This is a genomic window from Rhizobium sp. IBUN (genome assembly GCF_000510625.1).
Classification (GTDB): domain Bacteria; phylum Pseudomonadota; class Alphaproteobacteria; order Rhizobiales; family Rhizobiaceae; genus Rhizobium; species Rhizobium altiplani.
Genome location: NZ_AZNV01000020.1, coordinates 82,823 through 108,384, shown reverse-complemented (window position 1 = coordinate 108,384; position 25,562 = coordinate 82,823). Strand labels below are relative to the sequence as shown.

Sequence of the window (25,562 nt, the reverse complement as noted above, 5' to 3'; positions counted from 1 at the left end):
GAAGTTCGTGCATGGCCAGATCAAGACCTCCGACCAGGCGGTCGAAGAGCTCGTCAAGGCCATCGACGACGCCAAGTAATCAAGGCCTCCCACGGTCTTCCCCGCCGGTGTCGGCGGGGAAGATTCCGCCACGGACGATCTCGTTGGAGGAGATGACCCCATGAGCACCATCGCTACCGATAAAACCGTTCTCACGCCGCACCGTGGAACGCCCATTTCCATCCGCTCGCGCCTGCAGGACGCGCTGCCGAAGATCGTGCTCGCGCCGAGTTTCGCCATCACGCTTGTGTTCGTCTACGGCTTCATCCTCTGGACGATCTATCTGTCCTTCACCAATTCCAAGACCTTTCCGTCCTACGTGCTGACGGGCCCGCGCGCCTATCAGCGGCTGTGGCGCTGGACGTTCGAAAGCGATCCGCCGTCCAGCTGGTACACCTCGATCACCAACATGGGCATCTTCGGTGTGCTCTATGTCGGCATCTGCCTGGCGCTCGGCCTGTTCCTGGCGATCCTGCTCGACCAGAAGATCCGCGGCGAGGGCATATTGCGGCCGATCTTCCTCTATCCGATGGCGCTCTCCTTCATCGTCACCGGCGTTGCCTGGAAATGGTTCCTCGATCCGGGGCTCGGGCTCGAGCAGACGCTGCATCAGTTCGGCTGGACGAGCTTCCACTTCGACTGGATCAAGAACAAGGACTTCGTGATCTATACTGTCGTGATCGCCGGTGTCTGGCAGGCGTCCGGCTTCGTCATGGCGATGTTCCTTGCCGGCCTTCGCGGCATCGACAGCGAGATCATGAAGGCGGCGCAGATCGACGGGGCGACGACCGTGCAGCTCTATCGCCGCATCATCATCCCGTTGCTCAGACCGATCTTCCTGTCGGCCTTCATCGTGCTCGCCCACATGGCGATCAAGTCTTACGATCTGGTTGTGGCACTGACCTCGGGCGGCCCCGGCGGCTCGGCCTGGCTGCCGTCCAACTTCATGTACGAATACACCTTCAAGCGCAACGAGATGGCCGTCGGCTCGGCGAGCGCGGTGATCATGCTGATGACGATTTCGGCGATCATCGTTCCCTATCTCTATTCGGAACTCAGGGAGAAATCGCGATGAGCGCCGTCACCTCGACCCTGCCGAGTGCGGCCAGCGCCTCGCGCAACAGACTGTTCAGCCGGATCTTCATCTACGGGCTGCTTGTCATCTTCGCGATCATCTACCTGATGCCGCTGTTCGTCATGCTGGTGACCTCGTTCAAGACGATGGACGAGATCCAGAACGGCAACATGCTGGCGCTGCCGCAGTCGCCGACCATCGAGCCCTGGTTCAAGGCCTGGGGGCAGGCCTGCGTCGGGCTGACCTGCGCCGGCATCAAGGGCTACTTCTGGAACTCGATCAAGATGGTCGTTCCGGCCGTGGCGATCTCGACGATCATGGGCGCGCTGAATGGCTACATCCTGACCAAGTGGCGCTTCCCCGGCCACACGCTGGTGTTCGGCCTGATGCTGTTTGCCTGCTTCATCCCGTTCCAGTCGGTGCTCTTGCCGATGGCGACCATCCTTGGCAGCCTCGGCCGCTTCGGGGCGACGCTGCGCGACCAGATCGGCATGTCGCTCGGCTTCGGCAATCCGACCGTCAACCTCGTCACCGTTCACGTCGTCTACGGCCTCGGCTTCACGACGCTGTTCTTTCGCAACTATTACGAGGCCTTTCCGACCGAACTGGTGAAGGCGGCGCAGGTCGACGGTGCCAGCTTCTTCCAGATCTTCCGCCGCATCATGCTGCCGAACTCGCTGCCGATCATCGTCGTCACCGTCATCTACCAGTTCACCAACATCTGGAACGACTTCCTGTTTGCCTCGGCCTATGCCGGCACGGGCGATTCCATGCCGATGACGGTGGCGCTGAACAACGTCGTCAACACCTCCACCGGTGTCGTCGAATACAACGTCAACATGGCGGCGGCGATGATCGCAGCGCTTCCGACCCTCCTCGTCTACATTCTCGCCGGCCGCTACTTCGTGCGTGGCCTGATGGCGGGCGCTGTCAAAGGATAATCCAATGGCTTTCCTCGAAATCTCAGGTCTCAAGAAGCGCTTCGGCTCGCTGGAGATCCTCAAGGGCATCAACCTTGACCTGGAAAAGGGCGGCTTCCTCGTGCTCGTCGGCCCGTCCGGCTGCGGCAAGTCGACCTTGCTCAACACCATTGCCGGCCTGGAATCGATCACCGAGGGCGACATTCGCGTCGATGGCCGCAGCATTGCCGACCTGCATCCGTCGAAGCGCGACATCGCCATGGTGTTCCAGAGCTACGCGCTCTACCCGAACATGACGGTGGCCGGAAACATCGCCTTCGGCATGGAGATGCGCGGCGTGCCGGTCGAGGAGCGCAACAAGGCGATCGACAAGGTCGCCAAGGTGCTGCAGATCGGCCACCTGCTCAATCGCAAGCCGAGCCAGCTGTCGGGCGGCCAGCGCCAGCGCGTCGCCATGGGCCGCGCCCTGGTGCGCGACCCGAAGCTGTTCCTGTTCGACGAACCGCTCTCCAACCTCGACGCCAAGCTGCGCGTCGACATGCGCATCGAGATCAAGCGGCTGCACCAGGCGACCGGCACGACGATCGTCTATGTGACCCACGACCAGATCGAGGCGATGACGCTGGCCACCAAGATCGCCGTCATGCGCGACGGCGAGGTGCAGCAGTTCGGCACGCCGGCCGAGATCTACAACAACCCGGCCAACATGTTCGTCGCCGACTTCATGGGCTCGCCGGCGATGAACCTCCTCGCGGGGACGATCGAGAAGGGGGCGTCCGGCCTGACCGTGTCGCTTTCACGTCCGCAGGGCGAGCCGATCCGGCTGCCTGTCACGGCGGGCAACGGCGCGCTCGAAGCGCATACCGGCCGCGAGATCGTCTTCGGCATCCGCCCCGAGGCGCTGACCGATCCTGACGGTGCGGACCGCAACGCCAAGGCGCTGGCCGAAAGCGACTGCCTGATCGAGGTGGTGGAACCGGCCGGATCCGACACCTTCGCGGTCACCAAGCTCGGCGGCAAGGAGGTCGTGGCGCGGCTCAGGGCCGACGCCCGCATCCAGGCCGGCCAGCACGCCCGCCTCGCCTTCAACCTCGACAAAGCCGTGTTCTTCGATCCGCAAAGCCAAACCCGCATCGCTTAAACCAGGAGCCAGGATTCCAAACATGAACAGCTCGGATGTGGGGCTGCTCGAGTGCCAAGACAGACCAGCATCCGTCGGTACGCGTGAGAAGGGATCGGACCGGAAGCTGTTGTCGGTCTCGATTCCAGGGTCCATGGTCTAGAGGCTTCGCGTGCGTGATTCGTTGGTCATGCCGCGAATTCCATCGTACAACAACGCACCGACCATCATGGTTGGCGAACGAGACCGACCTTATCCGGAGACTTCCGCCGTTGCCTGCCGCGATCCTCGCTCACGAGCGCAAATGAAACGCGCCCGAGGGCAGGGCAATCGCCCGCCAGACTAGGCAGGTGTTCGGACTGCGAACTTTGAAAATGGAGTAGGGTTTGATTTCCGATCCACGAGCTTTCCTGCAAACCCTGTTTCACGAAGCTGTCAAGGCCGCCGATCCTTACGAGGCCCTGGTTCGCCATCTTCCGGATCCGCCGAAAGGCAGGACAATCGTTGTTGGGGCAGGGAAGGCCGCAAGCCAGATGGCGGCCGCGTTCGAACGCGCTTGGTCTCATCCCTTCGAAGGTCTCGTTGTTGCCAGGCATGGGCCAATCGCAGAGTGCCGATCGACGAAGATTCTCCAGGCGGCTCATCCGGTCCCAGACAGAGCCGGTCTTGTCGCCGCCGAGGCGCTGATGAACCATCTGCATGGGCTGACGTGTGATGATCTGGTGATCGCACTGATATCCGGCGGCGGCTCGGCCTTGCTGCCGGCCCCGCCGACCGGTTTCACCCTCACCGACGAGAGCGCGTTGAACGAAGCGCTGCTGGCGTCGGGCGCGCCGATCTCCGGGATGAATGTGGTGCGGAAGCATTTCTCCCGCATCAAGGGGGGACGGCTTGCCGCACTTGCCCATCCGGCAAAGGTCGTCAGCCTCGTCGTCTCCGATGTTCCGGGCGACAATCCGGCCTTCGTTGCGTCGGGGCCGACGGTTCCCGACAGCAGCGATGCGGAGGAGGCGCTGCGAGTGATCCGGGACTACCGGATCGATCTCCCGGCGCGCGTGATCGATTGTATCCGCAATACCAGAGCGCCAAGTGCCGGTGACCGCGTCTTCGCCAACAACGAAGTGCATGTGATCGCCTCGGCGCGGGTGTCCCTGGAGGCGGCTGCCGATCGGGCAAGATCTCTCTGCGTGCAACCCCTCATCCTTTCGGATTCGATCGAGGGGGAGGCGAAGGATATCGGCCGGATGCATGCGGCGCTTGCTCGGGAGTTTTTGACGAGACCGCCGGCTCCAAAGCCTCTCGTGCTGCTTTCGGGCGGGGAGACTACGGTCAGCATCGGAACCGGAACATATGGCAAGGGCGGGCGAAATTCCGAGCTTCTCCTCTCGGCGGCGATCGATCTACAAGGAGTCGATGGCGTTGTAGCGATGGCCGCTGATACCGACGGTATCGACGGCTCCGAAGACAATGCTGGCGCCTTCTGTGACGGCGGGACGGTGGCGCGGATCAGGAGCGCCGGCGGCGATGCGCGCGCGTTCCTGGCGGGCCATGATGCGTGGTCGGCCTTCAACCTCGCGGGCGATCTGTTTGTTCCGGGACCGACAGGTACCAACGTGAATGATTTCCGCGCTTTTCTTGTAGAATAGCGGGCCACAAGGCCGAGCAGCTTTAGCGTGTGCCAAGCTGCCGACGTCCTGCGTGGAGCGTCGGCGGCGCCAAATCAGTAAGGCGCAAGCCCGCCTAGTAGGTTGTCACAGACACGTATGTCTTTGTAAGAGTTGGGAAGCCCGCCCCAGGCCCCTCGGGGGCGGGCTCTATCGATCCGGACCCCTTCCGGACCGCGGCTGATGGTGAGCCGCTGGAAACACACATGCCCGGTGTTGCGTGTTGAGACAACCGAAAGCTGTTCTGTTGGTTATTTGGTAAGGTTACCGGGCGACGCAGGTGCGTCTGGACATTGACCGGGACTCTCTTCAACACTGCATCGGCAGACGCCCACTCGACGATGAGTGAGTGACGGCGAACAACGGGAGCAAGGGGATTGGGGTCATGGTCGACCGGCTGAAGGGGAAGATTGCAATTATTTCAGGCGGCGCGACGGGCATGGGCGGAGCGGCCTCGCGCCTCTTTGCTGCCGAGGGCGCCAGGGTAGCGATCGTTGACCGGAATGAAGCGGCAGCACGGCAAACGGCGGAGGAGATTTGTTCCGCCGGTCATGTCGCCGACTACTGGGTCGCCGACGTGTCGGAGGAGGCCGCCGTCGTCGCGGCCGTCAGGGGTGTGGAGGATAGGTTCGGCGCCGTCACCGTGCTCTTCAATCACGCCGGCACTATCGTCATCAAGCCGTTCCTGGAGACCACGCTCGAGGAGTGGGAGTGGCTGCACGCGGTCAACGTGCGATCGATGTTCCTGATGACGCGGGCGGTCCTGCCGGGGATGATCGCCGCGGGCGGTGGTTCCATCGTCTGCACGTCATCAATCTCGGCCGTGGCCGCAACGCCGATGGAAGTGCTCTACGACACGACGAAGGGCGCGGTGCATATGTTTGCTCGTGCGATCGGGGTCGAATTCAGGGATCGCAACATCCGCTGCAACGCCGTCTGCCCCGGCTTCATCCGCACGCCGCACGGATTGCGCGAGGTCAGCGAATTGCAGGCACTCGGCGTCGATGTGTCGGACGCGGCTATTGCCGCCCAGCAGGGACGGATCGGCGAACCCGAGGACGTGGCACGCGCCGCGCTCTATCTCGCTAGCGACGAGTCGATGTTCGTCAATGGCGCGCATCTCTTCGTCGACAACGGCTTCACCGCTATCTAAATTAAACGCTGCAACGCCGCCAGCGTGCCGGAGGATGCCCCGTTTGGCGTCGGAACACTGTGATGAAATGGGTCCGCGATCGAAATCCGACGTCGATCGCGATTTCATCGATGCTCAGGCCATCGCTGATCAGCTTCGCTTTCGCGCGCTCTATCCGACGTTCCTGCAGATAGGCGTGTGGACTGAAGCCCGTCGCCGACCGGAACCCTGCTGCGAAGTGCATTGGACTGAGCCCCGCTGCGTGCGCGATGTCCGCGAGCCGAAGCGAGGTCGCCAGGTTGAGTTCGATGAAATCCACGGCGCGCTTAACCCGCCAGGGTGCGAGGATGACGGAATTATTCCGGTGCTTCTTCATCTCTGCTTCTCTCCACTGGTCGCGGCAAAAAGTCGGGACTGGACCCGCTGAAGGGTCCGTTCGAAAACCTCAGGCTCGTCGAGTGCTCTGGCGACCACGAGGGCTCCCTGAACGGCAACGACGGTCTCCTCGGCCAGCGCGGCGGCATCCGGCTCGAGGCATCCGGCTCGCGTGAGAGCTGAGGCAAGCGCGCTATGCCATTCGGCGAAGTAGTCCCTGACCTGAGCGCTGAACCGGTTGCGGACATTATCGAGTGCGAACGCACCAACGAGGCACACTCGGCTGCCGGAGCGAAAATACCGGGAAACAGAGCGAAACATGTCGGAGATAGCGGAGCGCGGATCATCCGCGTTCCGTAACGGTTCGAAAACCTGTGTCACGAACCATTCGTCGATCTCGCCGAGCACGGCTATGGCCATCTCTTCCTTTCCGCCGGGAAAGAAGTGATAGAGGCTTCCCTTTCCGAGTCCTGTTTTTTCCGTGATGGTTGAAAGACTTGCGCCCTCGAAGCCATACTCCCGAAAGACTTCGGCCAGGGATGGGATTGCGTCGGTGCGCTCGGCGACGATCTTTGGCATGTGTTACAGTCCCAATTCAGAAAGGCTTGGGTGGTCAGCAGGCCTGGGGCCGGACCGATCCCAGAAAAACTTGCGTTCGGATTCCTTGATGGGCATATCGTTGATGCAAGCATAGCGGTGGTGCATCAGGCCGCTCGCGTCGAACTCCCAGTTCTCGTTGCCGTATGCCCGATACCAGTTCCCGGAGTCGTCGCGGTATTCGTAGGCGAAGCGAACCGCGATGCGGTCGTCGTCGTGGGCCCACAGTTCCTTGATCAGCCGATACTCGAGTTCCTTGCGCCATTTCCTGGTCAGGAACTCGACGATCTTTTCCCGCCCTTGGACAAATTCCGCGCGATTGCGCCAGTAACTGTCAACGGTATAGGCGAGTGACACCCTGCCGGGATCGCAACTGTTCCATCCATCCTCTGCGCCTCGGACTTTGGCAGCCGCGGTTTCGCGGGTGAAGGGAGGGAGTGGTGGGCGGTGTTCAGGCATGGTTTCGATCTCCTAGTGTTCGGTGCTGTACCGATCGGTAAACAGTATGTCAATCGGTACAATCGAGGGTGCGCAGAGTCAACGCAATCGCCAGGCACTGCATCTTTTTGCCGTGCGAATCGAAAGTTTTCGGGTTGGAAAGCACGCAGTCCAGCAAGTGCCAACCACTGCAGACTGAGTGCGACAGGGTTTAGGTACACGCCAGCTGCCGAAGGCTGAAAAGGGCCGAGATGGTGATCTCGGCCCTTGTCGTTGTGCGCCCAGCATGGGCGCATGATGGGCTGACCAACTTGGAATGCCAGGCTCGCCTAACCTCAATCTCTCGAACCGCCCGGTGCGGACCCGCATGCCGGGTGGTGTGGCAGGGGTGCGATCACATCGATCGCCCCCTATGCCGATTGGTAATCCTGCGGGTGTTCGCTTACTTGCCCGCTTTCGTGGTGTGGCGGCGGCCCTTGCCGATGTCCGGCAGGAAGATGGTCAACAGGCCGAGCAGCGGTAAATACGAGCAGATTCTGTAGACGAACTCGATGCCCATGTGGTCGGCCACCATGCCGAGGCCTGCTGCGCCAATGCCGCCGATACCGAAGGCAAAGCCGAAGAACAGGCCGGCAATCATGCCGACACGACCCGGAACCAGCTCCTGCGCAAAGACGACGATGGCCGAGAAGGCGGAGGCCAGGATGATGCCGATCAGGAAGGTCAGGAAGACCGTCCAGTTGTAGTCGGCATAAGGCAGGGCAAGGGTGAAGGGCAGGGCGCCGAGGATCGAGAACCAAATGACGAACTTGGTGCCGAACCAGTCGACGACAGGGCCGCCGGCGACGGTGCCGATGGCCACGGCGCCGAGGAATACGAACAGCAGAATCTGCGCGTGCTGCACCGACACTCCGAAGCGTTCGATCATATAGAAAGTGTAGTAGCTAGAAAGGCTCGTCATGTAGACGTATTTCGAGAACACTAGCAGTGCCAGGACACCGATCGCCGCAATGACCTTGTTGCGTGGGAGATGGACCGCGGGTGCCGCCGCCTTGCGACCGGCGTTATTCTTGCGGTGATCGGCGTACCAGACGCCGACGCGCCACAGGACGATCATGCCGGTCAGAGCTGCGAGCGAGAACCATGCAACGCTATGCTGGCCCCGCGGTAGTACGATGAAGGCGGCCAGAAGCGGACCTATCGCCGAGCCGAAGTTGCCGCCAACCTGGAACAGTGACTGGGCAAGGCCATGGCGTCCGCCTGATGCCAGCCGGGCAACGCGCGAGGATTCCGGATGGAACACGGCGGAGCCGAGGCCGACGACACCCGCGCCGATGAGCAAGACCCAATAGGCGTGCGCATATGCGAGCAGCACCAGGCCGATCAGCGTGAAGCCCATGCCGACAGACAATGAGTAAGGCAACGGGCGTTTGTCGGTGTAAATGCCGATCAGCGGCTGCAGGAGCGACGCGGTGACCTGGAACACGAGGCCGAGGAAGCCGATCTGCGTGAAGTCGAGGCCGTAGCCGTCCTTGATCATCGGATAGAGCGCGGGGATCAGCGACTGCATGGTATCGTTGAGAAGATGGCAGAAGCTTACCGCCATGATAATGCCGAAAACCGTCTGTTCCGCAGAGTGCCTCTCTGCCGTCATTGCGCTGTCTGTCACGATTCTGCTCCGTCCTACGAGGCTTTGGAATAACCGACTTGTGGTCGTCCCGCTTTCGTGTTTTGGTCTTGCTATTTCGCAAGTGGGCCAAAATTGATGAAATCCAAGCAAAGCCTGGCGACGAGTGAGTTGGCCAAGCTCCATGTGGAGCGTCTTGCTGCCATTGAGGCAGCCTCAGAGCCGGTCTATGCCATCCCCTCGGAATATCCGGCCGGCTACCATGTGGAACCCCATAGTCACAGCCGTGCACAGTTCGTCTATGCTCGGTCCGGCGTGCTTATGGTGTCGTCGATACTGGGGCGCTGGATGGTGCCGCCGCAGCATGCGTTGTGGATACCGGCAGGACTTGTCCACACCGTCGACATGCTCGGCGATGTTGCGATGCTTTCGGCCTATGTCTCGCCCCGGGCCTTGGCCGATCCACCGACGGCCATCCGCGTCGTGGCGCTGACTGATCTTGCCAGAGCGTTGATCACCGAGGCTGTTGCGCCGCCCGAGGCCAAGAGCGGCAGACGGGATCTCATCATGGCGCTGCTGCTCGAGGAGGTCTTACGGCTTCCCGACCGGCCGTTGGGATTGCCGTTCCCCTCAGATACGCGCCTGGCGACGCTCTGCCGCGGCTTCATGGAAAGTCCGAGTGCAAGGCTGGTCATCGACGATTGGGCGGAGCGGCTTGCCATGAGCCGGCGCGCCTTTACTCGGTTCTTTCGCAAGGAAACGGGTATCAGTCTCTCAACCTGGCGGCAGCAGGCGGCGGTGTTCACCGCCTTGCCCCGCCTCGCAGCCGGGGAGGCGGTTACAGCCGTTGCCCTCGACCTTGGCTACGACAGCGTCGCCGCCTTCACCACGATGTTCAGGCGGACGATGGGAGCCGCTCCCCGCGCGTATTTCAGGGCACCCGAACAATATTGAGCCTCTGCCCAAGCATGGATCCGCCGTCTCGCAGGACCGGGCGATGACGCGCTGCGTCCTCGATTTAACATTTACGTTCACGGCAAATCTGTGAGTTTTAAGAATTCGAAAAACATTCGTTTGACATTCGAATAATCTTCGCTTTAATTGCTCTGACTTTCGCAAATGCGCGAGCATGTTGCGTTGCGGCATATTCTGGCTCGGAGGGGGAACGTGAGCCGTCAGATTCACGATCTTTTCATTATCGGCGGCGGCATCAATGGCTGCGGGATCGCGCGGGATGCGATCGGGCGGGGCTATTCGGTCGCGCTTGCGGAAATGAACGATTTCGCTTCGGGCACGTCTTCCGGCGCGACCAAGCTCATCCATGGCGGCTTGCGCTATCTCGAGCACTACGAGTTTCGTCTGGTGCGCGAATCTCTGATGGAGCGCGAAGTGCTCTGGGCGATGGCGCCGCACATCATCTGGCCGATGCGCTTCGTGCTGCCCTATCACAAGGGTGGCATCCGCCCGGCATGGCTGATCCGTCTCGGGTTGTTTCTCTACGATCACCTCGGCGGACGAAAGTTGTTGCCGCCGACCGCGGTTCTCGACATGCGCCGCGACCCGGCCTCCGAGCCATTGAAGGCACTCTTCACGAAGGCGTTCGAGTATTCGGATGGTTGGGTCGACGATGCGCGTATGGTAGTGCTCAATGCGCGGGACGCGGCCGACCGCGGCGCGCTGATCATGCCGAGAACGAGAGTCGTTTCGGCGCGGCGCGAGAACGGATTGTGGTCGATCGAGACGGTCGACACCGTCAGCGGGCAGGGCAACAGTTTTCAGGCGCGGATGCTGGTGAATGCTGCCGGGCCATGGGTCGATCAGGTCATTCGCACGGCCTTCGGGCAGAACGAGGCCCGCCACGTGCGGCTCGTGCAGGGCAGCCACATCGTCGTAAAGAAGAAGTTCGACGATCCGCGGGCCTATTTCTTCCAGAACCCGGACAACCGCATCATCTTCGCGATCCCGTACGAGCAGGACTTCACGTTGATCGGTACCACCGACCGCGACTACTCGGCCGATCCGAAGGATGTGAAAATATCCGAGGAAGAGACGATCTATCTCTGCAACGCGGCGAGCGAGTATTTCAAGGAGCCGGTACGGCCGGAAGACATCGTCTGGACCTATTCGGCTGTGCGGCCTCTATTTGACGACGGCGCTTCCAAGGCGCAGGAGGCGACCCGCGACTACGTGCTGAAGATCGAAGGCGAGGGTGAAAGCGCACCGCTGCTCAATGTCTTCGGCGGCAAGCTCACGACCTATCGGCGCCTATCCGAACACGCACTGGAAAGGATCGCCGAGGCGATCGGCGCCAAAGGCGCGTCCTGGACAGCGAAGAGCCATCTGCCGGGCGGGGATTTCGCCGCGACCGGCTACGAGGCGGAGGTTGCTAAGCTGAAGGGCGGTTATCCGTTCCTGGCGGACCGGCATGCGCGCCAACTGGTGCGCCGCTACGGCACCAAGGCGTCGGTCCTGCTCGGGCGGGCCGCCAGCGCGGAGGACCTGGGACACTGTTTCGGAGGCGATCTCTTCGAGGCAGAGGTTCGCTATCTCATCGATCACGAATGGGCCAGACGCGCAGAGGATGTGCTTTGGCGAAGAACGAAAGTCGGCCTGCGCCTGACCAAGGAACAGGCTGCGCTATTGGAGGAGTACATGGCCGCGCGACCGGCGCAGATGGCTGGTTGAAGCGGTAATGTCCCCGCTGTTGAGGAGGCACGGGAACCGGAATGCTTGAATTGCGGAACGCTGCAAAGATGGTGGGCGGGGAGTATCACATCCACGCAACCAATCTTGCATTTGAAAAAGGCACATTGAATGTGCTGCTGGGGCCGACGCTGTCCGGCAAGACATCGCTGATGCGACTGATGGCCGGGCTCGATCGACCGACGAGCGGTTCCGTCCATTTCGACGGCGTAGACGTGACCGGAATGCCGGTGCAGAAGCGCAACGTCGCGATGGTTTACCAACAGTTCATCAACTATCCGGCCCTGACGGTGTACGAAAACATCGCCTCGCCAATGCGGATTTCAGGCAAGGACACCGCGACGATCGATCGTGAGGTGCGCAAGGCCGCCGAACTCTTGCGCCTTACGCCTTATCTGGATCGCACCCCGCTCAATCTCTCCGGCGGCCAGCAGCAGCGCACGGCGCTTGCGCGTGCCCTTGTGAAGAATGCCAGCCTTGTGCTGATGGACGAGCCGCTCGCGAACCTCGACTACAAGCTGCGCGAGGAACTGCGTGCCGAACTGCCGCGGATCTTTGCGCAGTCCGGCGCCATCTTCGTCTACGCCACAACGGAGCCTTCCGAAGCGCTTCTGCTCGGCGGCAACACGGCCACCCTTTCGGAAGGCCACGTGACGCAGTTCGGACCGACGATTGCCGTCTACCGAAATCCGCTCGACCTCGTAACTGCAAAGACCTTTGCCGATCCGCCGCTCAATTTCATGGATGTGATAAAGGCCGGCGGTTCGTTCCAGAGGCAAGGAGCTGATATCCTGCCGGTGCCCGCGCATTTGGACGACATGGCCGATGGTCCGGTCACGATCGCCTTCCATCCGCACCACCTCGCTCTTTCGCCGCAGACTCAGACGGCAGCAAAACTGCAGGCACGCACGCAGGTTTCCGAGATCACAGGCTCCGAAAGCTTTGTGCATATGGATTTCGACGGTGTCCGTTGGGTCATGCTTGCCCACGGCATTCACAACATCGATCCGGATACCGAGGTCGACATCTACCTCGACACCCGTCACGTCATGGCGTTCGGCACCGATGGCCGGGCAATCGCAACTGGCCCAAAGGCGTAAGGGAGAAGGACATGGCACGTATCACGCTCGACCACATCCGCCACGCCTACGGACCGAACCCGAAGTCCGACGCAGACTATGCGCTTCGTGAAGTCGATCACGAATGGCGGGACGGCGGCGCCTACGCGCTTCTCGGACCATCCGGCTGCGGAAAGACGACGCTACTCAACATCATTTCCGGCCTACTGCAGCCGTCGCACGGCCGTATCCTCTTCGATGGCCAGGATGTGACGAACCTTTCCACGCAGGCGCGAAACATTGCGCAGGTGTTCCAGTTCCCGGTCATCTACGACACCATGACTGTCTACGACAACCTGGCTTTCCCGCTGCGCAATCGCAGGGTCCCCGAGCCGGAAGTCGATCGGCGCGTTCGCGACATTCTCGAGATGATCGATCTCGGCGGTATGGCCAAGCGCAAGGCACAGGGCCTGACGGCCGACCAGAAGCAGAAGATCTCGCTCGGCCGCGGACTAGTGCGCAACGACGTCAACGCGATCCTGTTCGACGAGCCTTTGACCGTGATCGACCCGCACATGAAGTGGGTACTGCGTTCGCAGTTGAAGCGCCTGCACAAGCAGTTCGGCTTCACCATGGTCTATGTGACGCACGACCAGACGGAAGCGCTGACCTTCGCCGACAAGGTTGTCGTCATGTACGAAGGACAAATCGTCCAGATCGGCACGCCGGCAGAGCTTTTCGAGCGGCCGAGCCATACCTTCGTCGGTTACTTCATCGGGTCGCCGGGCATGAACGTCCTGCCGGTGCAACTGCAGGGCAATGCGGTGCGTATCGGCAGCGAGACGCTGTCATTGGACTACGCGCCGCAAGCGGCTGCCGGCGCCAAGACCGAGCTCGGCATACGCCCGGAGTTCGTCAATATCGGCCGCGAAGGAATGCCGGTCACCGTCAACAGGGTCGAGGACATTGGACGGCAGAAGATCGTGCGCGCCACCTTTGCCGGCCAGCCGATCGCCATCGTCGTGACGGAGGACTCCGAAATCCCGGCTGATGCGCGGGTGACCTTCGATCCGGCTGCCATCAATATTTACGCCAATTCCTGGCGCGTCGGCAGGGAGGGCTGAGCATGGAAAAGACCTGGAACAACAAAGCCTGGTTTCTGGTTCTGCCGGTCCTTGTGCTGGTCGCCTTCTCGGCCGTCATTCCGCTGATGACCGTTGTGAACTACTCGGTCCAAGATACGTTCGGGAACAACGAGTTCTTCTGGGCGGGGACTGACTGGTTCGTGCAGACGCTTCATTCCGACCGCTTCTGGGCGGCGTTGCAGCGCAATCTCGTCTTCTCGCTGATCGTTCTGGCGCTGCAGATCCCGCTTGGCATCTTCATTGCGCTCAACATGCCGAAGAAGGGGATCGGCGTACCGATCTGCCTCGTGCTGATGGCGCTGCCGCTGCTCATTCCGTGGAACGTGGTCGGCACCATCTGGCAGGTTTTCGGTCGTGTCGACATCGGCCTGCTCGGTCATACGCTTGAGGCAATGGGGTTTGACTACAACTATGTCCGCGACCCCCTCGATGCGTGGATCACCATCATCCTGATGGACGTCTGGCACTGGACGAGCCTTGTGGTGCTGCTCTGCTATGCCGGCCTCGTTTCGATCCCGGATGCGTATTATCAGGCAGCGAAGATCGACGGCGCGTCGCGCTGGTCCGTCTTCCGCTACATCCAGCTGCCGAAGATGAAGCGCGTGCTGCTCATCGCCGTCCTGCTGCGTTTCATGGACAGCTTCATGATCTACACCGAACCTTTCGTCGTCACCGGCGGCGGTCCCGGCAACTCGACCACCTTCCTGTCGATTGACCTTGTGAAGATGGCCGTTGGCCAGTTTGACCTCGGTCCGGCAGCGGCAATGTCGATCATCTACTTCCTTATCATCCTGCTTCTGTCATGGGTCTTCTACACCGTCATGACCAGCAGCGACGCGAACGCCTGAGAAAGGAGAGGACCATGGCTCAAACAATGAAATACAAGCCTGCGGGCAACTTCTCCTGGGTCGTTTCGACGGTCTACATCATCTTTCTGCTGCTGCCGATCTACTGGCTGATGAACATGAGCTTCAAGGAGAATGCCGAGATCACCGGCACCTTCTCGCTGTGGCCGCAGAACCCGACGCTCGGGAACTACATGGTGATCTTCACCGATCCCTCCTGGTACAACGGCTACATCAACTCGATCATCTACGTGGTCATGAATACGGTGATCTCGGTGCTGGCGGCGCTGCCTGCGGCCTATGCCTTCTCGCGCTACCGGTTCCTGGGCGACAAGCATCTGTTCTTCTGGCTGCTGACGAACCGCATGGCACCGCCGGCCGTCTTCGCGCTGCCGTTCTTCCAGCTCTATTCGGCTTTCGGGCTGATCGATACGCACATCGCCGTGGCGCTCGCCCACTGCCTGTTCAACGTGCCGCTGGCAGTCTGGATCCTGGAAGGCTTCATGTCCGGCGTGCCGAAGGAGATCGACGAAACGGCCTATATCGACGGCTATTCCTTCCCGCGGTTCTTCGTGAGGATCTTCATGCCGCTGATCGCGTCAGGGATCGGTGTCGCCGCCTTCTTCTGCTTCATGTTCTCGTGGGTGGAACTGCTGCTGGCCCGCACGCTGACGACGACTGCCGCAAAGCCGATTTCGGCGATCATGACGCGCACCGTCTCCGCTGCAGGGATGGATTGGGGTGTGCTGGCGGCTGCCGGTGTGCTGACCATCATCCCCGGCGCGCTCGTCATCTACTTCGTACGCAATTACATCGCCAAGGGCTTCGCGCTCGGCCGCGTCTGACAAGGGAGGACCACTCATGAACTTTTCCTGGATGGCGTGGACGCTGCCGACTGCATTGTTTTTCCTGGCGATTTTCATGCTGCTCGTTGGCATGAGCATCTGGGAGTATTTCGTGCCTGGCGGCTCGCCGCGCGTCGGAATCCTCAGGTTCGAAACCACGCGAGGGGATCGCCTCTTCGTGTCGCTGCTTGGCGCAGCATACATACATCTCGCATGGCTGGGTCTTGTCGGACCCAACCTGTGGTGGGCTCTTGCCCTCTCCGTAGTCTACGCCATCGGCGTCTTCCGCTACGTGTGACGGCAGGGAAATACAGATGGCCGGGGGTACTGGCCGCCTGAACGTGAAGACTGCAATCGCAACCCTGGGAGGATATTATGCGAAGGCATTTACTAGCGACAACAGCAGGCATGTTGCTGACCATGGCGGGCGCCGCCTATGCCGGCATGGATGAAGCGAAAACTTTCCTGGACAAGGAAATCGGCGATCTTTCGACGCTTTCCCGAGCGGACCAGGAAAAGGAAATGCAGTGGTTCATGGATGCGGCGAAGCCTTTCGCCGGCATGGACATCAAGGTCGTTTCCGAAACCCTGACGACGCACGAATATGAATCGAAGGTTCTGGCGCCGGCCTTCACCGCGATCACCGGTATCAAGATCACGCACGATCTCATCGGCGAAGGCGACGTTGTCGAAAAGCTGCAGACGCAGATGCAGTCGGGCGAAAACATCTATGACGCCTATGTCAATGACTCGGACCTCATCGGTACGCATTGGCGCTACCAGCAGGCCCGCTCGCTGACCGACTGGATGGCGAACGAAGGCAAGGATGTCACCAACCCGGGCCTCGATATCAACGACTTCGTCGGCACCAAGTTCACGACTGCACCGGACAAGAAGCTTTACCAGCTTCCCGACCAGCAGTTCGCGAACCTCTACTGGTTCCGCTACGACTGGTTCAGCGACGAGAAGAACAAGGCCGACTTCAAGGCGAAGTATGGTTACGATCTCGGCGTTCCGGTCAACTGGTCTGCCTATGAGGACATCGCCGAATTCTTCACCGGCCGTGAGATCAACGGCAAGAAGGTCTTCGGCCACATGGACTACGGCAAGAAGGACCCATCACTCGGATGGCGCTTCACCGATGCCTGGCTATCGATGGCCGGTAACGGCGACAAGGGACTTCCGAACGGCCTTCCGGTCGACGAGTGGGGCATCAAGGTCGACGAGAACTCGCGTCCGGTTGGTTCGTGCGTTGCGCGTGGCGGCGATACGAACGGCCCGGCTGCCGTCTACTCGATCCAGAAGTATCTGGATTGGTTGAAGGCCTATGCACCGCCGGCAGCGCAGGGCATGAACTTCTCCGAATCCGGTCCTGTGCCGGCGCAGGGCGAAGTCGCCCAGCAGATCTTCTGGTACACCGCCTTCACGGCCGATGCCGTCAAGCCCGGTCTGCCAGTCGTCAACGAGGACGGTACGCCGAAGTGGCGCATGGCGCCAAGCCCGCACGGCGTCTACTGGAAGGACGGCATGAAGCTCGGCTACCAGGACGTCGGTTCCTGGACGCTGATGAAGTCGACGCCTGACGATCGCGCCAAGGCCGCTTGGCTCTATGCGCAGTTCGTGACCTCGAAGACGGTCGACGTGAAGAAGAGCCACGTCGGTCTGACCTTCATCCGCGAGTCCACCATTCGCGACAAGAGCTTCACGGAGCGGGCTCCGAAGCTTGGCGGTCTGGTCGAGTTCTACCGCTCGCCCGCCCGCGTCCAGTGGTCGCCGACCGGTACGAACGTTCCTGACTATCCGAAGCTCGCTCAGCTTTGGTGGCAGGCGGTCGGGGATGCGTCGTCCGGTGCGAAGACCGCGCAGGAAGCGATGGACTCGCTTTGCTCCGAACAGGAAAAGGTGATGCAGCGACTGGAACGCGCCGGAGTGCAGGGCGATATCGGTCCGAAGCTCGCCGAAGAGCATGATCTCGAGTTCTGGAACAAGGATGCGGTCGCCAAGGGCAACCTCGCGCCGCAGCTGAAGATCGAGAACGAGAAGGAAAAGCCGGTTACCGTCAACTACGACGAACTGGTCAAGAGCTGGCAGTCGAACTGATCAGCAAGGTTGGCCGGGGTGTGTGCCCCGGCCAACCGCCGACCGCATAACGTCGGCATTACACCCTCCTATGAATGACCTATCGCTTCCGCTGGCGCGTTCGCGCCGGCGAGGTGAGCTATTGCGCCGGAGAAGACAATGAGCGGCCATATTCTCGCGATCGACCAGGGCACGACGTCCTCGCGTGCGATCGTCTTCGACGCCGGGATGAAGATGATCTCGTCAGCACAGGAGGAGATCAAACAATCCTATCCGCAGCCAGGCTGGGTCGAGCATGATCCGAATGAGATCTGGACGAGCGTGGTTAGCACGGCGCGGCAAGCGCTGGCGAATGCCAACATTCCACTCACCGATATCGCCGCGATTGGCATCACCAACCAGCGCGAGACAACGGTCGTTTGGGAACGCAAGTCGGGCAGGGCGCTTAATAAGGCGATCGTCTGGCAGGACAGGCGGACGGCTGAAGTCTGCGATAGTCTCAAGGCGGATGGATATGAGAAACTGTTCAGCGCGAAGACGGGTCTGCTGCTCGATCCTTATTTCTCCGGGACCAAGCTGCGCTGGCTGCTAGACAACGTCGACGGATTGCGGGAGCGCGCCGAGGCAGGCGAGGTCTGTTTCGGCACGGTCGACAGCTGGCTGATCTTCAATCTGACTGGCGGACGCGTTCATGCGACTGATGCCACCAACGCGTCGCGAACGCTGCTTTTCAACATTACCGAGGGCAGGTGGGACGAGGAGCTTCTCGGCCTGCTCAGGATCCCGGCATCCATGCTTCCGGAGGTCAAGGACTGCGCGGACGATTTCGGCGTCACTGATCCGGATATCTTCGGTGCGCCGATACCGATCCTCGGTGTTGCGGGCGACCAACAGGCAGCAACTATCGGTAGTGCCTGCTTCGAAGCGGGCATGATGAAATCGACCTATGGGACGGGCTGCTTTGCCTTGCTGAATACGGGGCGGGATTGCGTAACATCCAGCAACCGGATGATCACGACGATCGCCTATCGGCTCGGCGGCGAAACCACCTATGCGCTGGAAGGGTCGATCTTCATCGCCGGTGCGGCGGTGCAATGGCTACGCGACGGCCTCGGCTTGATTTCAAACGCATCGGAGAGCGGCACGCTGGCGATGAGGGCCGATCCCAATCAGCAGGTCTATGTGGTGCCGGCCTTTACCGGCCTCGGTGCTCCCTATTGGGACCCGGAGGCGAGGGGTGCGATCTTCGGTTTGACCAGGAACAGCGGGCCGGCGGAATTGGCGCGCGCCGTGCTCGAGTCTGTCGCCTACCAGACGCTCGATCTCCTCATCGCGATGCGGAAGGATTGGGGCGGCCATCACATTGAGACGGTCCTGCGCGTCGATGGCGGCATGGCAAGTTCCGACTGGACGATGCAGCGTCTTGCCGACGTTGTCGGAAACCCGGTGGATCGGTCGGCTGTCGTCGAGACGACGGCGCTCGGCGCGGCCTGGCTCGCCGGTTCGCGAGCAGGGGTTTGGCCCGACAAGGAGAATTTCGGAAAAGCATGGGCGTGCAGCCGGCGGTTCCAACCCTCCATGGAGGAGGCAGAGCGACAAAGGAAGATCGCTGGCTGGCGCAATGCGGTCTCACGCACCTTGACGGGCGCGCAATTCAGCAATCAGTTGGCCTAACCGTCGTCACGCCACCATCAGGACGCCGTTTTCAGGTGGTTGTCAGGCCAAACCGGCAATGCTAGCTCGCTGCAAAAGTTGCGACGAGGTTGGCATGAAACGCCTGTGGAATTTTCGGTGGTGGAAGGCATCCCTCATCGGCACCGTTACGATTGGCGCGATGTTCGGGGGCTATATTGTTTATCTCCAAGCGAGCGGGAATTTTCACGCCGTCATCGCGGATCAACTCTACCGTTCGGCGCAACCCTCGCCTGAGCAGCTGGCATCTTACGTGCGTAGTCATGGCATCGAGACGGTCATAAACCTGCGCGGGATGCACGTTGGCAAGAAATGGTATGCCGACGAGATTGCAACTGCACGCGGTCTCGGCGTTCAGCATATCGACTTCGAAATGTCGCCGTCCAAGGTCTTGTCGCCCGAGCGCGCCGAGCAGCTGCTGGCGATCATGAGAGCGGCACCAAAGCCCATCCTTCTCCACTGCCAATCTGGCGCCGATAGGACAGGGCTCGTGTCGGTCCTCTACAGCCAACAAGTGGCCGGTATCAATGAGGACGTCGCCGAGCGTCAGCTCTCGGTCTACTACGGCCATATTGCCATTCCTTACCTGTCGGGAACCTACGCGATGGACAAGAGCTGGAAGGGCCTCGAAAGGTATTTTGGCATCCAGGGGTAGCCGAACGGCCGAAGCGCTTCCCAAGGTTATTCAGGTGACTGTCAGAAAACCCGGTCATGGCTGGCGAATATTCTTCGACGGCCATCAACTACAGATGATTCGATCCTGGTTCCGTCGACGCCAAAATCTGGACGCGGAGACGACCAATTGGAAGATAATGCCACCAAGGTCCGCCTGATCGAGCGGCGGCCCGCAATCGGTAGCGTGACGCTTTGCCTTGCTACGACTCTCTACCTGCTTCTTGTGACAAACAGATCGTTCTGGAGCACGGCCTATAGCTATTTTGCGGCCGATCATCTCTCGTTCGTGCTCTTTGTCGTCGGCATTTCGGCTGTGAGCATGGCAATCATCACGGCCTTCTCCGCCAAATATGTCACCAAGCCTTTTTTGATCTTCTTCGTTCTCGCGGCAGCCGCCGGCTCCTGGTTTACCGATCAGTTCGGCGTGGTCGTGGACAAGGAAATGATCCGCAACGCGGCGGTGTCGACGGGCGCGGAGGCAGGGCATCTGATAACGACGCGTTTTGCCTTTTATTTGATGCTCACTGGTATACTTCCGTCACTCGTCATCCTCTGGGTACGCATCCGGCATCGCCCGGTGCTGTCCAAACTTGCTCATAATACCGGCGTGATCGTGGCTTGCCTGGCTGTCTTCGTCGTGGTCGGATTCGGCGACTACCGTGCCTTTGCGGGCGTCGGGCGCGCCCACAGAGACATCCTCGACCGGCTGAACCCATTCGTACCGATCACCAGCACCATTCGCTTTGCGGTTTCGTCCGAGCAGGATGCGCATGTCGTCGCCGAGCCGCTCGGTACGGATGCGCATCGGGTGAACACTGCCGGCCTTAACAAGCCGCGCGTAACGATCATCGTTGCGGGCGAGACAGCGCGTGCCGATGACTTCTCGCTTGGCGGTTATGCGCGGAAAACCAATCCGGAGCTCGAAAAGCGGAACGTTGTCTATTTTCCGAAAACGACCAGCTGCGGCACAGCGACGGCAATTTCTATCCCGTGCATGTTTTCGGTCTATCCGCGAACAGCCTATACGCATCGGAAGGGCCTTGCGACCGAGAACCTCCTCGATGTGCTGAGCCATGCCAAGGTGGACGTATCCTGGCTGGATAATGACACCGGCAGCTATCATGTCACCGACCGGGTCCCGTTCACGTTCTTGCCGGAGTCGGCCGATCCACGTTTTTGCAAGGATGGTGAGTGCCTCGACGCTATCCTTCTCGACAAGGTCGACGATTGGCTCGACCACGTAAAGGGTGACAGCGTGCTGGTCTTGCACCAGCTCGGAAGCCATGGGCCAGCCTACTTCGCTCGTTATCCCGATGAATACCGACGTTTCGTTCCTGATTGCCGGGCGAATGATTTCGGCAGCTGCACGGCCGAAGAGATTACCAACGCCTATGACAATACGATCCTCTACACGGACCACATTGTCTCGACGGTCATCGATAAGCTCAAGCAGCATTCCGACAAGGTTGCCGGTGCAGCGATCTACGTGTCGGATCACGGTGAATCGCTTGGCGAAAACGGAATCTACCTGCATGGCGCGCCCTATATCGTAGCGCCGTCGCAGCAGACGCACGTGCCGTTCCTGGCGTGGGTCAGTGACGATCTCGCGAAGGGGGCCGGCTTCGATATGAGTTGCATGGCTAAGCAGGCAGACAGGGACCGTTCGCACGACAACTTCTTCCACAGTGTGCTCGGGCTCATGGACGTGGCGACCAAGGCCTACGATCCGAATCTGGATGTTTTCGCCGGATGCCGCCGACAGGCGGATAAACTCGCAAGCCTTCAGCGATGAGACAGCGAGGCTGCTGCAACGCAACAGCCGGATTAGGCTCTATCGTTGTATCGATTGCCTCGGGATGCCAATCCAGGTCTCAGTGCTTGTGGTTTGCCGCTTTCATCCGCTCTGAAAGCTCGGAGAGCCCGAAGGGCTTCACCAGGAAATCGTCCGCGCCGCTTCGCAGGCCCTCGATCTGATCCGAAGTCTGGTCGTGCGCCGTCAGAATGATGACGGGGACGGAGTTCGCTTGTCGTCTAAGCGCCTTCAATAGGGTTAAGCCATTACCATCGGGCAAGCGCAGGTCGAGCAGGATGACGCCGTATTTGCCGGTTTCGGCCGCTTGGGTTGCTTCCGCGAGATTGAGGCACCAATCGACCGAATGACCGTCGGCCGCGATGTGATCGCGCACGGCGTCTCCCAAAAGGACGTTGTCCTCGACCAGCAATACGTTCACACGCTATCTCCCTTGAATGCCTGCCTTCCGGCGGCATCCTCCATGGCCATGACGGCGTCTATCCGTCGCCAGGATTTCTAATGAGATCGCTAGCTGACAATGACCTTAAGGCTTTGCGGGGATCGGCATTAAACGCGGTTGTGATCCCGGCTTCCTCGGCACTGGCCCGCAGGTGAGAATATGTGTCGGCGTGCTGCCAGGTCATGTCGGCATTCCGACGTCAGAACCGGCGAGCAGCGAAAGCTCGTTGGCGGTCTTCATCACCATGGTGATCGTCTGGCTGATATCGGGCGCTGCCGAGGCATTGACCAGCGCGATATAGGGGCAGGTGAGGGCCGCAATGCAGCGTCCGTCCGGCCCAAGGATAGGAGCGGAAAGGTTATTGACGCCTGCCGTCTGGGCGCTCGCCATCATTTCGTAACCGCGTTCGCGGATCTGGGCGAGGCGCTCGTAAAATTCCGGTCCGAGATTCACTTCCGCGCGGCTGCGCACGTGTTCCGCGATCATCATCTGCCGCTCTTCATCGCTTCGGAACGCAAGAAGCACGTGGCCGGAGCCGGTGTCGAAGAGACTGATGTGCGACCCGATGCGGATCGAGAGACCCCAGTAATCCGGCGCCTCGTGCTGCGCGATCACCACCGCCGAACCGCGGTCAAAGACGACCAGGTGGTTCGCCTGTTTGGTCTTCTGCGCTAGTTCACGCATCAATGGCATGGCGAAAGACGCCAGCCGGCGTGTTGGCGCGTGCAACTGGGCCAGCCCGAATAGCTTGAGTGTCAGTGTAAACCGGTCACCCTCCAGCTTCGTCACGTAGCCGCGGCGGACGAGGCGATCGAGCATGCGATAGAATTCGTTGGGGCTACGATCGAGACGCTTGGCGATCTCCGCCTGGGTCAGCCCTTCCTCGACGCTGGCCAAAAGCTCGAGGATATCGAGCCCCTTGTCCAGCGCCGGAGCGCGGTACCGATCAGCGTCATCTGCTTCCATCAATTTCTCCTGTGAATGCCACCTTACATATACAAATGCGTAGCTGCCGAAAAGCGCAGCGTGCAGCTCGGTTCGGTCGGTAGCGTCGCCTGTATATGAAAAGGAACCTCATATATGGGTAGTTGCCGGCGCGAACTGCCGATCCGCAGCGCGTGGCGGACCTTAGTAGTGAACTTCTTCATCGACTATGGAAAACAGGCAGGTTAGGCTCGCGCTCTTGGGGTGAGGCTGTTCGTGTTCCGAGGATTCTGGTGATGTTTTTGACTGATGGAGAACTAAGCGAAATCAAAGCGTTTCGACGGGAACTTCATCGCAATCCGGAAGTCTCGGGTGAGGAGGCGGAAACCGCATCCCGCGTTACAGAGGAACTCGGCCGGACGAGGCCAGATCGCATCGTTGCCGGCATCGGCGGCCATGGCCTCGCGGCCGTCTATGAAGGAGTGGCATCAGGTCCGACGATCATGATCCGTGCGGAACTGGATGGCCTGCCGATCGAGGAAATCTCCGATGTCGCGCACCGTTCGACGGTGCCGGGCAAGGGCCACCTTTGCGGCCATGACGGTCACATGGCGATCCTGATGGCACTCGCGAAGGGTCTTGGGCACGAGCGGCCTGCGAAGGGGCGGGTTATCCTGATGTTCCAGCCCGCCGAGGAGAACGGTGCAGGGGCAGCGGCCGTGCTTGCCGATCCGAAGTTTGCGACGCTGACGCAGGATCTATCGCTCTCGCTTCATAACTTCCCGGGTATCCGGCTCGGACACGTCCTTCTCAAGGAGGGGCCGGTCAATTGCGCATCGCGCGGAATGAAGATCATTCTAAAGGGTAAGACATCGCACGCCTCTTATCCGGAGCAGGGCATTGCGCCGACTTTCGTGCTGGCGCGGTTGCTCGGTGATCTGACGGCGTTGGGCAACAATGGGCCGCTTGGGCCGGACTACTCGCTGGTTACGGTCACACATGCGCGGCTCGGGGAGCCGGCGTTTGGGATCAGTCCCGGCGAAGCGCAGATCTGGGCGACCCTGCGGACGCTGACCGATGAAGCGATGGCCGCGTTGGTTTCCCGCGCCGAGGAACTGGTGCAGACCCAGGCGAAGGCCGGGCAATTGCAAGTGGAGATTAGCTACGAGGACGTGTTCCGCCAGTGCTACAATTCCGCCGAAGCGGTCAAGGAGCTGCGGCGTGCCCTGGATGACGAGGGCGTCAGCCATGACGATGCCAGTAGCCTGCTGCCAATGAAAGCTTCTGAAGACTTCGGTCTGTTCCGGACTGTGGCGCCCGCAGCGATGTTCTTTCTCGGGGCGGGTGAAGATCATCCGCGACTGCACAACCCCGACTACGATTTTCCCGATGAGCTGATCGCGACCGGATCGCGGGTCTTCATGCGGGCCATCAGGAACATTCTCGGCTGAGCTACCCTCCGGCGGCCCCTGTAGTAGGTGCCGGACATTCCCGCCGGTGATTGGCCGATGGCGAGGACCCTGCTTCCGTTCCGTCGGCGCGGTGCCTTCGCATCTCCGGTCAAATTAGATCGCAATCCCTGATCGACTTGGGAGTGGATTTGCGCAATATTTTCAGCATCGGATGCATGCGCGGTTCGCGCAGCGTCACGTCGGAACCATTTGACTTCCTCCAGAGTGCAATGGGATTAGCATGTTTGCTCAAGACATCATGAACACCGACATCACAACGATCAGCGCCGATAGCAGCATCCATCAGGCAATAGACCTGATGGTTGCCAAGAATATCAGCGGCCTGCCTGTTATCGACAACGATGGCAATGTTTGTGGCCTGCTGACAGAAGGAGACCTCCTCCGGCGCATCGAGTTCGGTGGCGGCAGATCGGCCGGCAAGCCGGATGAGACGTCACTCGTCGACCTCGACGACTATATCCGAAGCCGCAGCTGGCGGGTATCGGATGTCATGTCCGCAAGCGTGATCAGCGTGACGCCGGATACGCCGGTTGCGGCGATCGCCGAGGCGATGTTCCAGCACAAGATCAAGCGGGTGCCCGTCGTCAGCGACAAGCGCCTTCTCGGTATCGTCAGCCGTATCGATCTCCTCAAAGCAATCGTTGCGTCGCCGGCCGAGAGAACGGCAAGTGGTGACGATGCTCTCGCCCGCGCCATCCGCGCGCGACTGCAGGGTGACCTTGGTCTCGACACCGATGCGATCAAGGTATCGGTTCAGGATTCCAGAGCGGTGCTTGAAGGGACCGTATCGAGCGAACTGGAGCGGCGCGCCATCCGTGTCCTGGTAGAGAACGTCAAGGGCGTCAGCGGCTTCATCGACAAGCTCGGTGTTGCCTGATCGGAGAT

General features: G+C 60.7%; 24 protein-coding genes and 1 pseudogene. 19 read left to right on the top strand and 6 right to left on the bottom strand.

Features of this window, described 5'->3' with window-relative positions:
* The first annotated feature begins 160 nt into the window (after positions 1-160).
* The 6 genes and pseudogenes from RHIBUN_RS0118875 (at position 161) to RHIBUN_RS0118855 (ending at position 5,971) form a co-directional block, all read left to right on the top strand.
* Positions 161-1,114: a sugar ABC transporter permease gene (locus RHIBUN_RS0118875; protein WP_025660750.1), complete on the top strand. Its 954-nt coding sequence runs from the start codon at positions 161-163 to the stop codon at positions 1,112-1,114.
* On the top strand, positions 1,111-2,055 hold the full coding sequence (locus tag RHIBUN_RS0118870) for a carbohydrate ABC transporter permease (RefSeq protein WP_018117075.1): 945 nt from the start codon (positions 1,111-1,113) through the stop codon (positions 2,053-2,055). Before RHIBUN_RS0118875 ends, RHIBUN_RS0118870 begins: the two co-directional genes overlap by 4 nt.
* Before the next feature lie 4 nt (positions 2,056-2,059).
* Positions 2,060-3,175 carry an ABC transporter ATP-binding protein gene (locus RHIBUN_RS0118865; protein WP_025660749.1) on the top strand — a complete coding sequence of 372 codons (1,116 nt, stop codon included), beginning with the start codon at positions 2,060-2,062 and terminating at the stop codon, positions 3,173-3,175.
* Between the two features lie 38 nt (positions 3,176-3,213).
* A pseudogene (locus RHIBUN_RS37375) lies at positions 3,214-3,462 on the top strand (GMC oxidoreductase); the annotation flags it as partial.
* A 78-nt stretch (positions 3,463-3,540) separates the two neighbouring features.
* Positions 3,541-4,800 carry a glycerate kinase gene (locus RHIBUN_RS0118860; RefSeq protein ID WP_025660748.1) on the top strand — a complete coding sequence of 420 codons (1,260 nt, stop codon included), beginning with the start codon at positions 3,541-3,543 and terminating at the stop codon, positions 4,798-4,800.
* Positions 4,801-5,203: 403 nt separating this feature from the next.
* The gene (locus RHIBUN_RS0118855; RefSeq protein ID WP_025660747.1) at positions 5,204-5,971 is read left to right on the top strand and encodes an SDR family oxidoreductase; all 768 of its coding nucleotides are present in this window, start codon (positions 5,204-5,206) and stop codon (positions 5,969-5,971) included.
* 1 nt (position 5,972) lies between these two features.
* Here the strand turns inward: RHIBUN_RS0118855 and RHIBUN_RS0118850 are convergent, their stop codons facing one another.
* From RHIBUN_RS0118850 to RHIBUN_RS0118835, 4 genes are all read right to left on the bottom strand, one after another.
* Positions 5,973-6,269 (bottom strand): AraC family transcriptional regulator, encoded by a 297-nt coding sequence (locus tag RHIBUN_RS0118850; protein WP_245271690.1) that lies wholly within the window; start codon positions 6,267-6,269, stop codon positions 5,973-5,975.
* A gap of 53 nt (positions 6,270-6,322) precedes the next feature.
* Positions 6,323-6,904, bottom strand: coding sequence for a TetR/AcrR family transcriptional regulator (locus tag RHIBUN_RS0118845; RefSeq protein ID WP_025660745.1), 582 nt, complete (start codon positions 6,902-6,904; stop codon positions 6,323-6,325).
* Between the two features lie 3 nt (positions 6,905-6,907).
* Complete coding sequence (locus RHIBUN_RS0118840; RefSeq protein ID WP_025660744.1) at positions 6,908-7,381, bottom strand: nuclear transport factor 2 family protein; 474 nt, start codon at positions 7,379-7,381, stop codon at positions 6,908-6,910.
* 421 nt (positions 7,382-7,802) lie between these two features.
* The gene (locus RHIBUN_RS0118835; RefSeq protein WP_037217171.1) at positions 7,803-9,014 is read right to left on the bottom strand and encodes an MFS transporter; all 1,212 of its coding nucleotides are present in this window, start codon (positions 9,012-9,014) and stop codon (positions 7,803-7,805) included.
* 108 nt (positions 9,015-9,122) lie between these two features.
* Here RHIBUN_RS0118835 and RHIBUN_RS0118830 point away from each other — a divergent pair, with 108 nt between their 5' ends.
* The 11 genes from RHIBUN_RS0118830 to RHIBUN_RS0118780 all read left to right on the top strand — a co-directional run bounded on the left by RHIBUN_RS0118830 (position 9,123) and on the right by RHIBUN_RS0118780 (position 21,821).
* A complete protein-coding gene (locus RHIBUN_RS0118830; protein WP_025660742.1) occupies positions 9,123-9,941 on the top strand; it encodes a helix-turn-helix transcriptional regulator in 819 nt (272 codons plus the stop codon).
* 213 nt (positions 9,942-10,154) lie between these two features.
* Positions 10,155-11,672, top strand: a complete 1,518-nt coding sequence (gene glpD, locus RHIBUN_RS0118825) for a glycerol-3-phosphate dehydrogenase (protein ID WP_018117063.1) — start codon at positions 10,155-10,157, stop codon at positions 11,670-11,672.
* Positions 11,673-11,713: 41 nt separating this feature from the next.
* On the top strand, positions 11,714-12,790 hold the full coding sequence (locus RHIBUN_RS0118820) for an ABC transporter ATP-binding protein (protein WP_025660741.1): 1,077 nt from the start codon (positions 11,714-11,716) through the stop codon (positions 12,788-12,790).
* 11 nt (positions 12,791-12,801) lie between these two features.
* Entirely contained in the window at positions 12,802-13,872 is a 1,071-nt protein-coding gene (locus tag RHIBUN_RS0118815) for an ABC transporter ATP-binding protein (RefSeq protein ID WP_025660740.1), read from the top strand.
* Between the two features lie 2 nt (positions 13,873-13,874).
* Positions 13,875-14,741 (top strand): sugar ABC transporter permease, encoded by an 867-nt coding sequence (locus RHIBUN_RS0118810; protein WP_018117060.1) that lies wholly within the window; start codon positions 13,875-13,877, stop codon positions 14,739-14,741.
* Between the two features lie 14 nt (positions 14,742-14,755).
* The gene (locus tag RHIBUN_RS0118805; protein ID WP_025660739.1) at positions 14,756-15,583 is read left to right on the top strand and encodes a carbohydrate ABC transporter permease; all 828 of its coding nucleotides are present in this window, start codon (positions 14,756-14,758) and stop codon (positions 15,581-15,583) included.
* A gap of 16 nt (positions 15,584-15,599) precedes the next feature.
* Entirely contained in the window at positions 15,600-15,881 is a 282-nt protein-coding gene (locus RHIBUN_RS0118800) for a DUF2160 domain-containing protein (RefSeq protein WP_018117058.1), read from the top strand.
* Positions 15,882-15,958: 77 nt separating this feature from the next.
* Positions 15,959-17,683, top strand: a complete 1,725-nt coding sequence (locus RHIBUN_RS0118795) for an ABC transporter substrate-binding protein (protein ID WP_025660738.1) — start codon at positions 15,959-15,961, stop codon at positions 17,681-17,683.
* A gap of 138 nt (positions 17,684-17,821) precedes the next feature.
* Entirely contained in the window at positions 17,822-19,336 is a 1,515-nt protein-coding gene (gene glpK, locus RHIBUN_RS0118790) for a glycerol kinase GlpK (protein ID WP_025660737.1), read from the top strand.
* Between the two features lie 94 nt (positions 19,337-19,430).
* On the top strand, positions 19,431-20,009 hold the full coding sequence (locus RHIBUN_RS0118785) for a dual specificity protein phosphatase family protein (RefSeq protein ID WP_025660736.1): 579 nt from the start codon (positions 19,431-19,433) through the stop codon (positions 20,007-20,009).
* A 147-nt stretch (positions 20,010-20,156) separates the two neighbouring features.
* Positions 20,157-21,821: a phosphoethanolamine--lipid A transferase gene (locus RHIBUN_RS0118780; protein ID WP_025660735.1), complete on the top strand. Its 1,665-nt coding sequence runs from the start codon at positions 20,157-20,159 to the stop codon at positions 21,819-21,821.
* 79 nt (positions 21,822-21,900) lie between these two features.
* On the opposite strand, the gene RHIBUN_RS0118775 is transcribed toward RHIBUN_RS0118780, so the two are convergent.
* Together RHIBUN_RS0118775 and RHIBUN_RS0118770 are read right to left on the bottom strand one after the other, a co-directional pair.
* Positions 21,901-22,260, bottom strand: a complete 360-nt coding sequence (locus RHIBUN_RS0118775) for a response regulator (RefSeq protein ID WP_018117053.1) — start codon at positions 22,258-22,260, stop codon at positions 21,901-21,903.
* Positions 22,261-22,461: 201 nt separating this feature from the next.
* A complete protein-coding gene (locus RHIBUN_RS0118770; protein WP_025660734.1) occupies positions 22,462-23,247 on the bottom strand; it encodes an IclR family transcriptional regulator in 786 nt (261 codons plus the stop codon).
* 254 nt (positions 23,248-23,501) lie between these two features.
* Here RHIBUN_RS0118770 and RHIBUN_RS0118765 point away from each other — a divergent pair, with 254 nt between their 5' ends.
* Both RHIBUN_RS0118765 and RHIBUN_RS0118760 read left to right on the top strand, forming a co-directional pair.
* Positions 23,502-24,656 carry an amidohydrolase gene (locus tag RHIBUN_RS0118765; RefSeq protein ID WP_025660733.1) on the top strand — a complete coding sequence of 385 codons (1,155 nt, stop codon included), beginning with the start codon at positions 23,502-23,504 and terminating at the stop codon, positions 24,654-24,656.
* 241 nt (positions 24,657-24,897) lie between these two features.
* On the top strand, positions 24,898-25,554 hold the full coding sequence (locus RHIBUN_RS0118760; RefSeq protein WP_025660732.1) for a CBS domain-containing protein: 657 nt from the start codon (positions 24,898-24,900) through the stop codon (positions 25,552-25,554).
* The last annotated feature ends 8 nt before the right edge of the window (positions 25,555-25,562 follow it).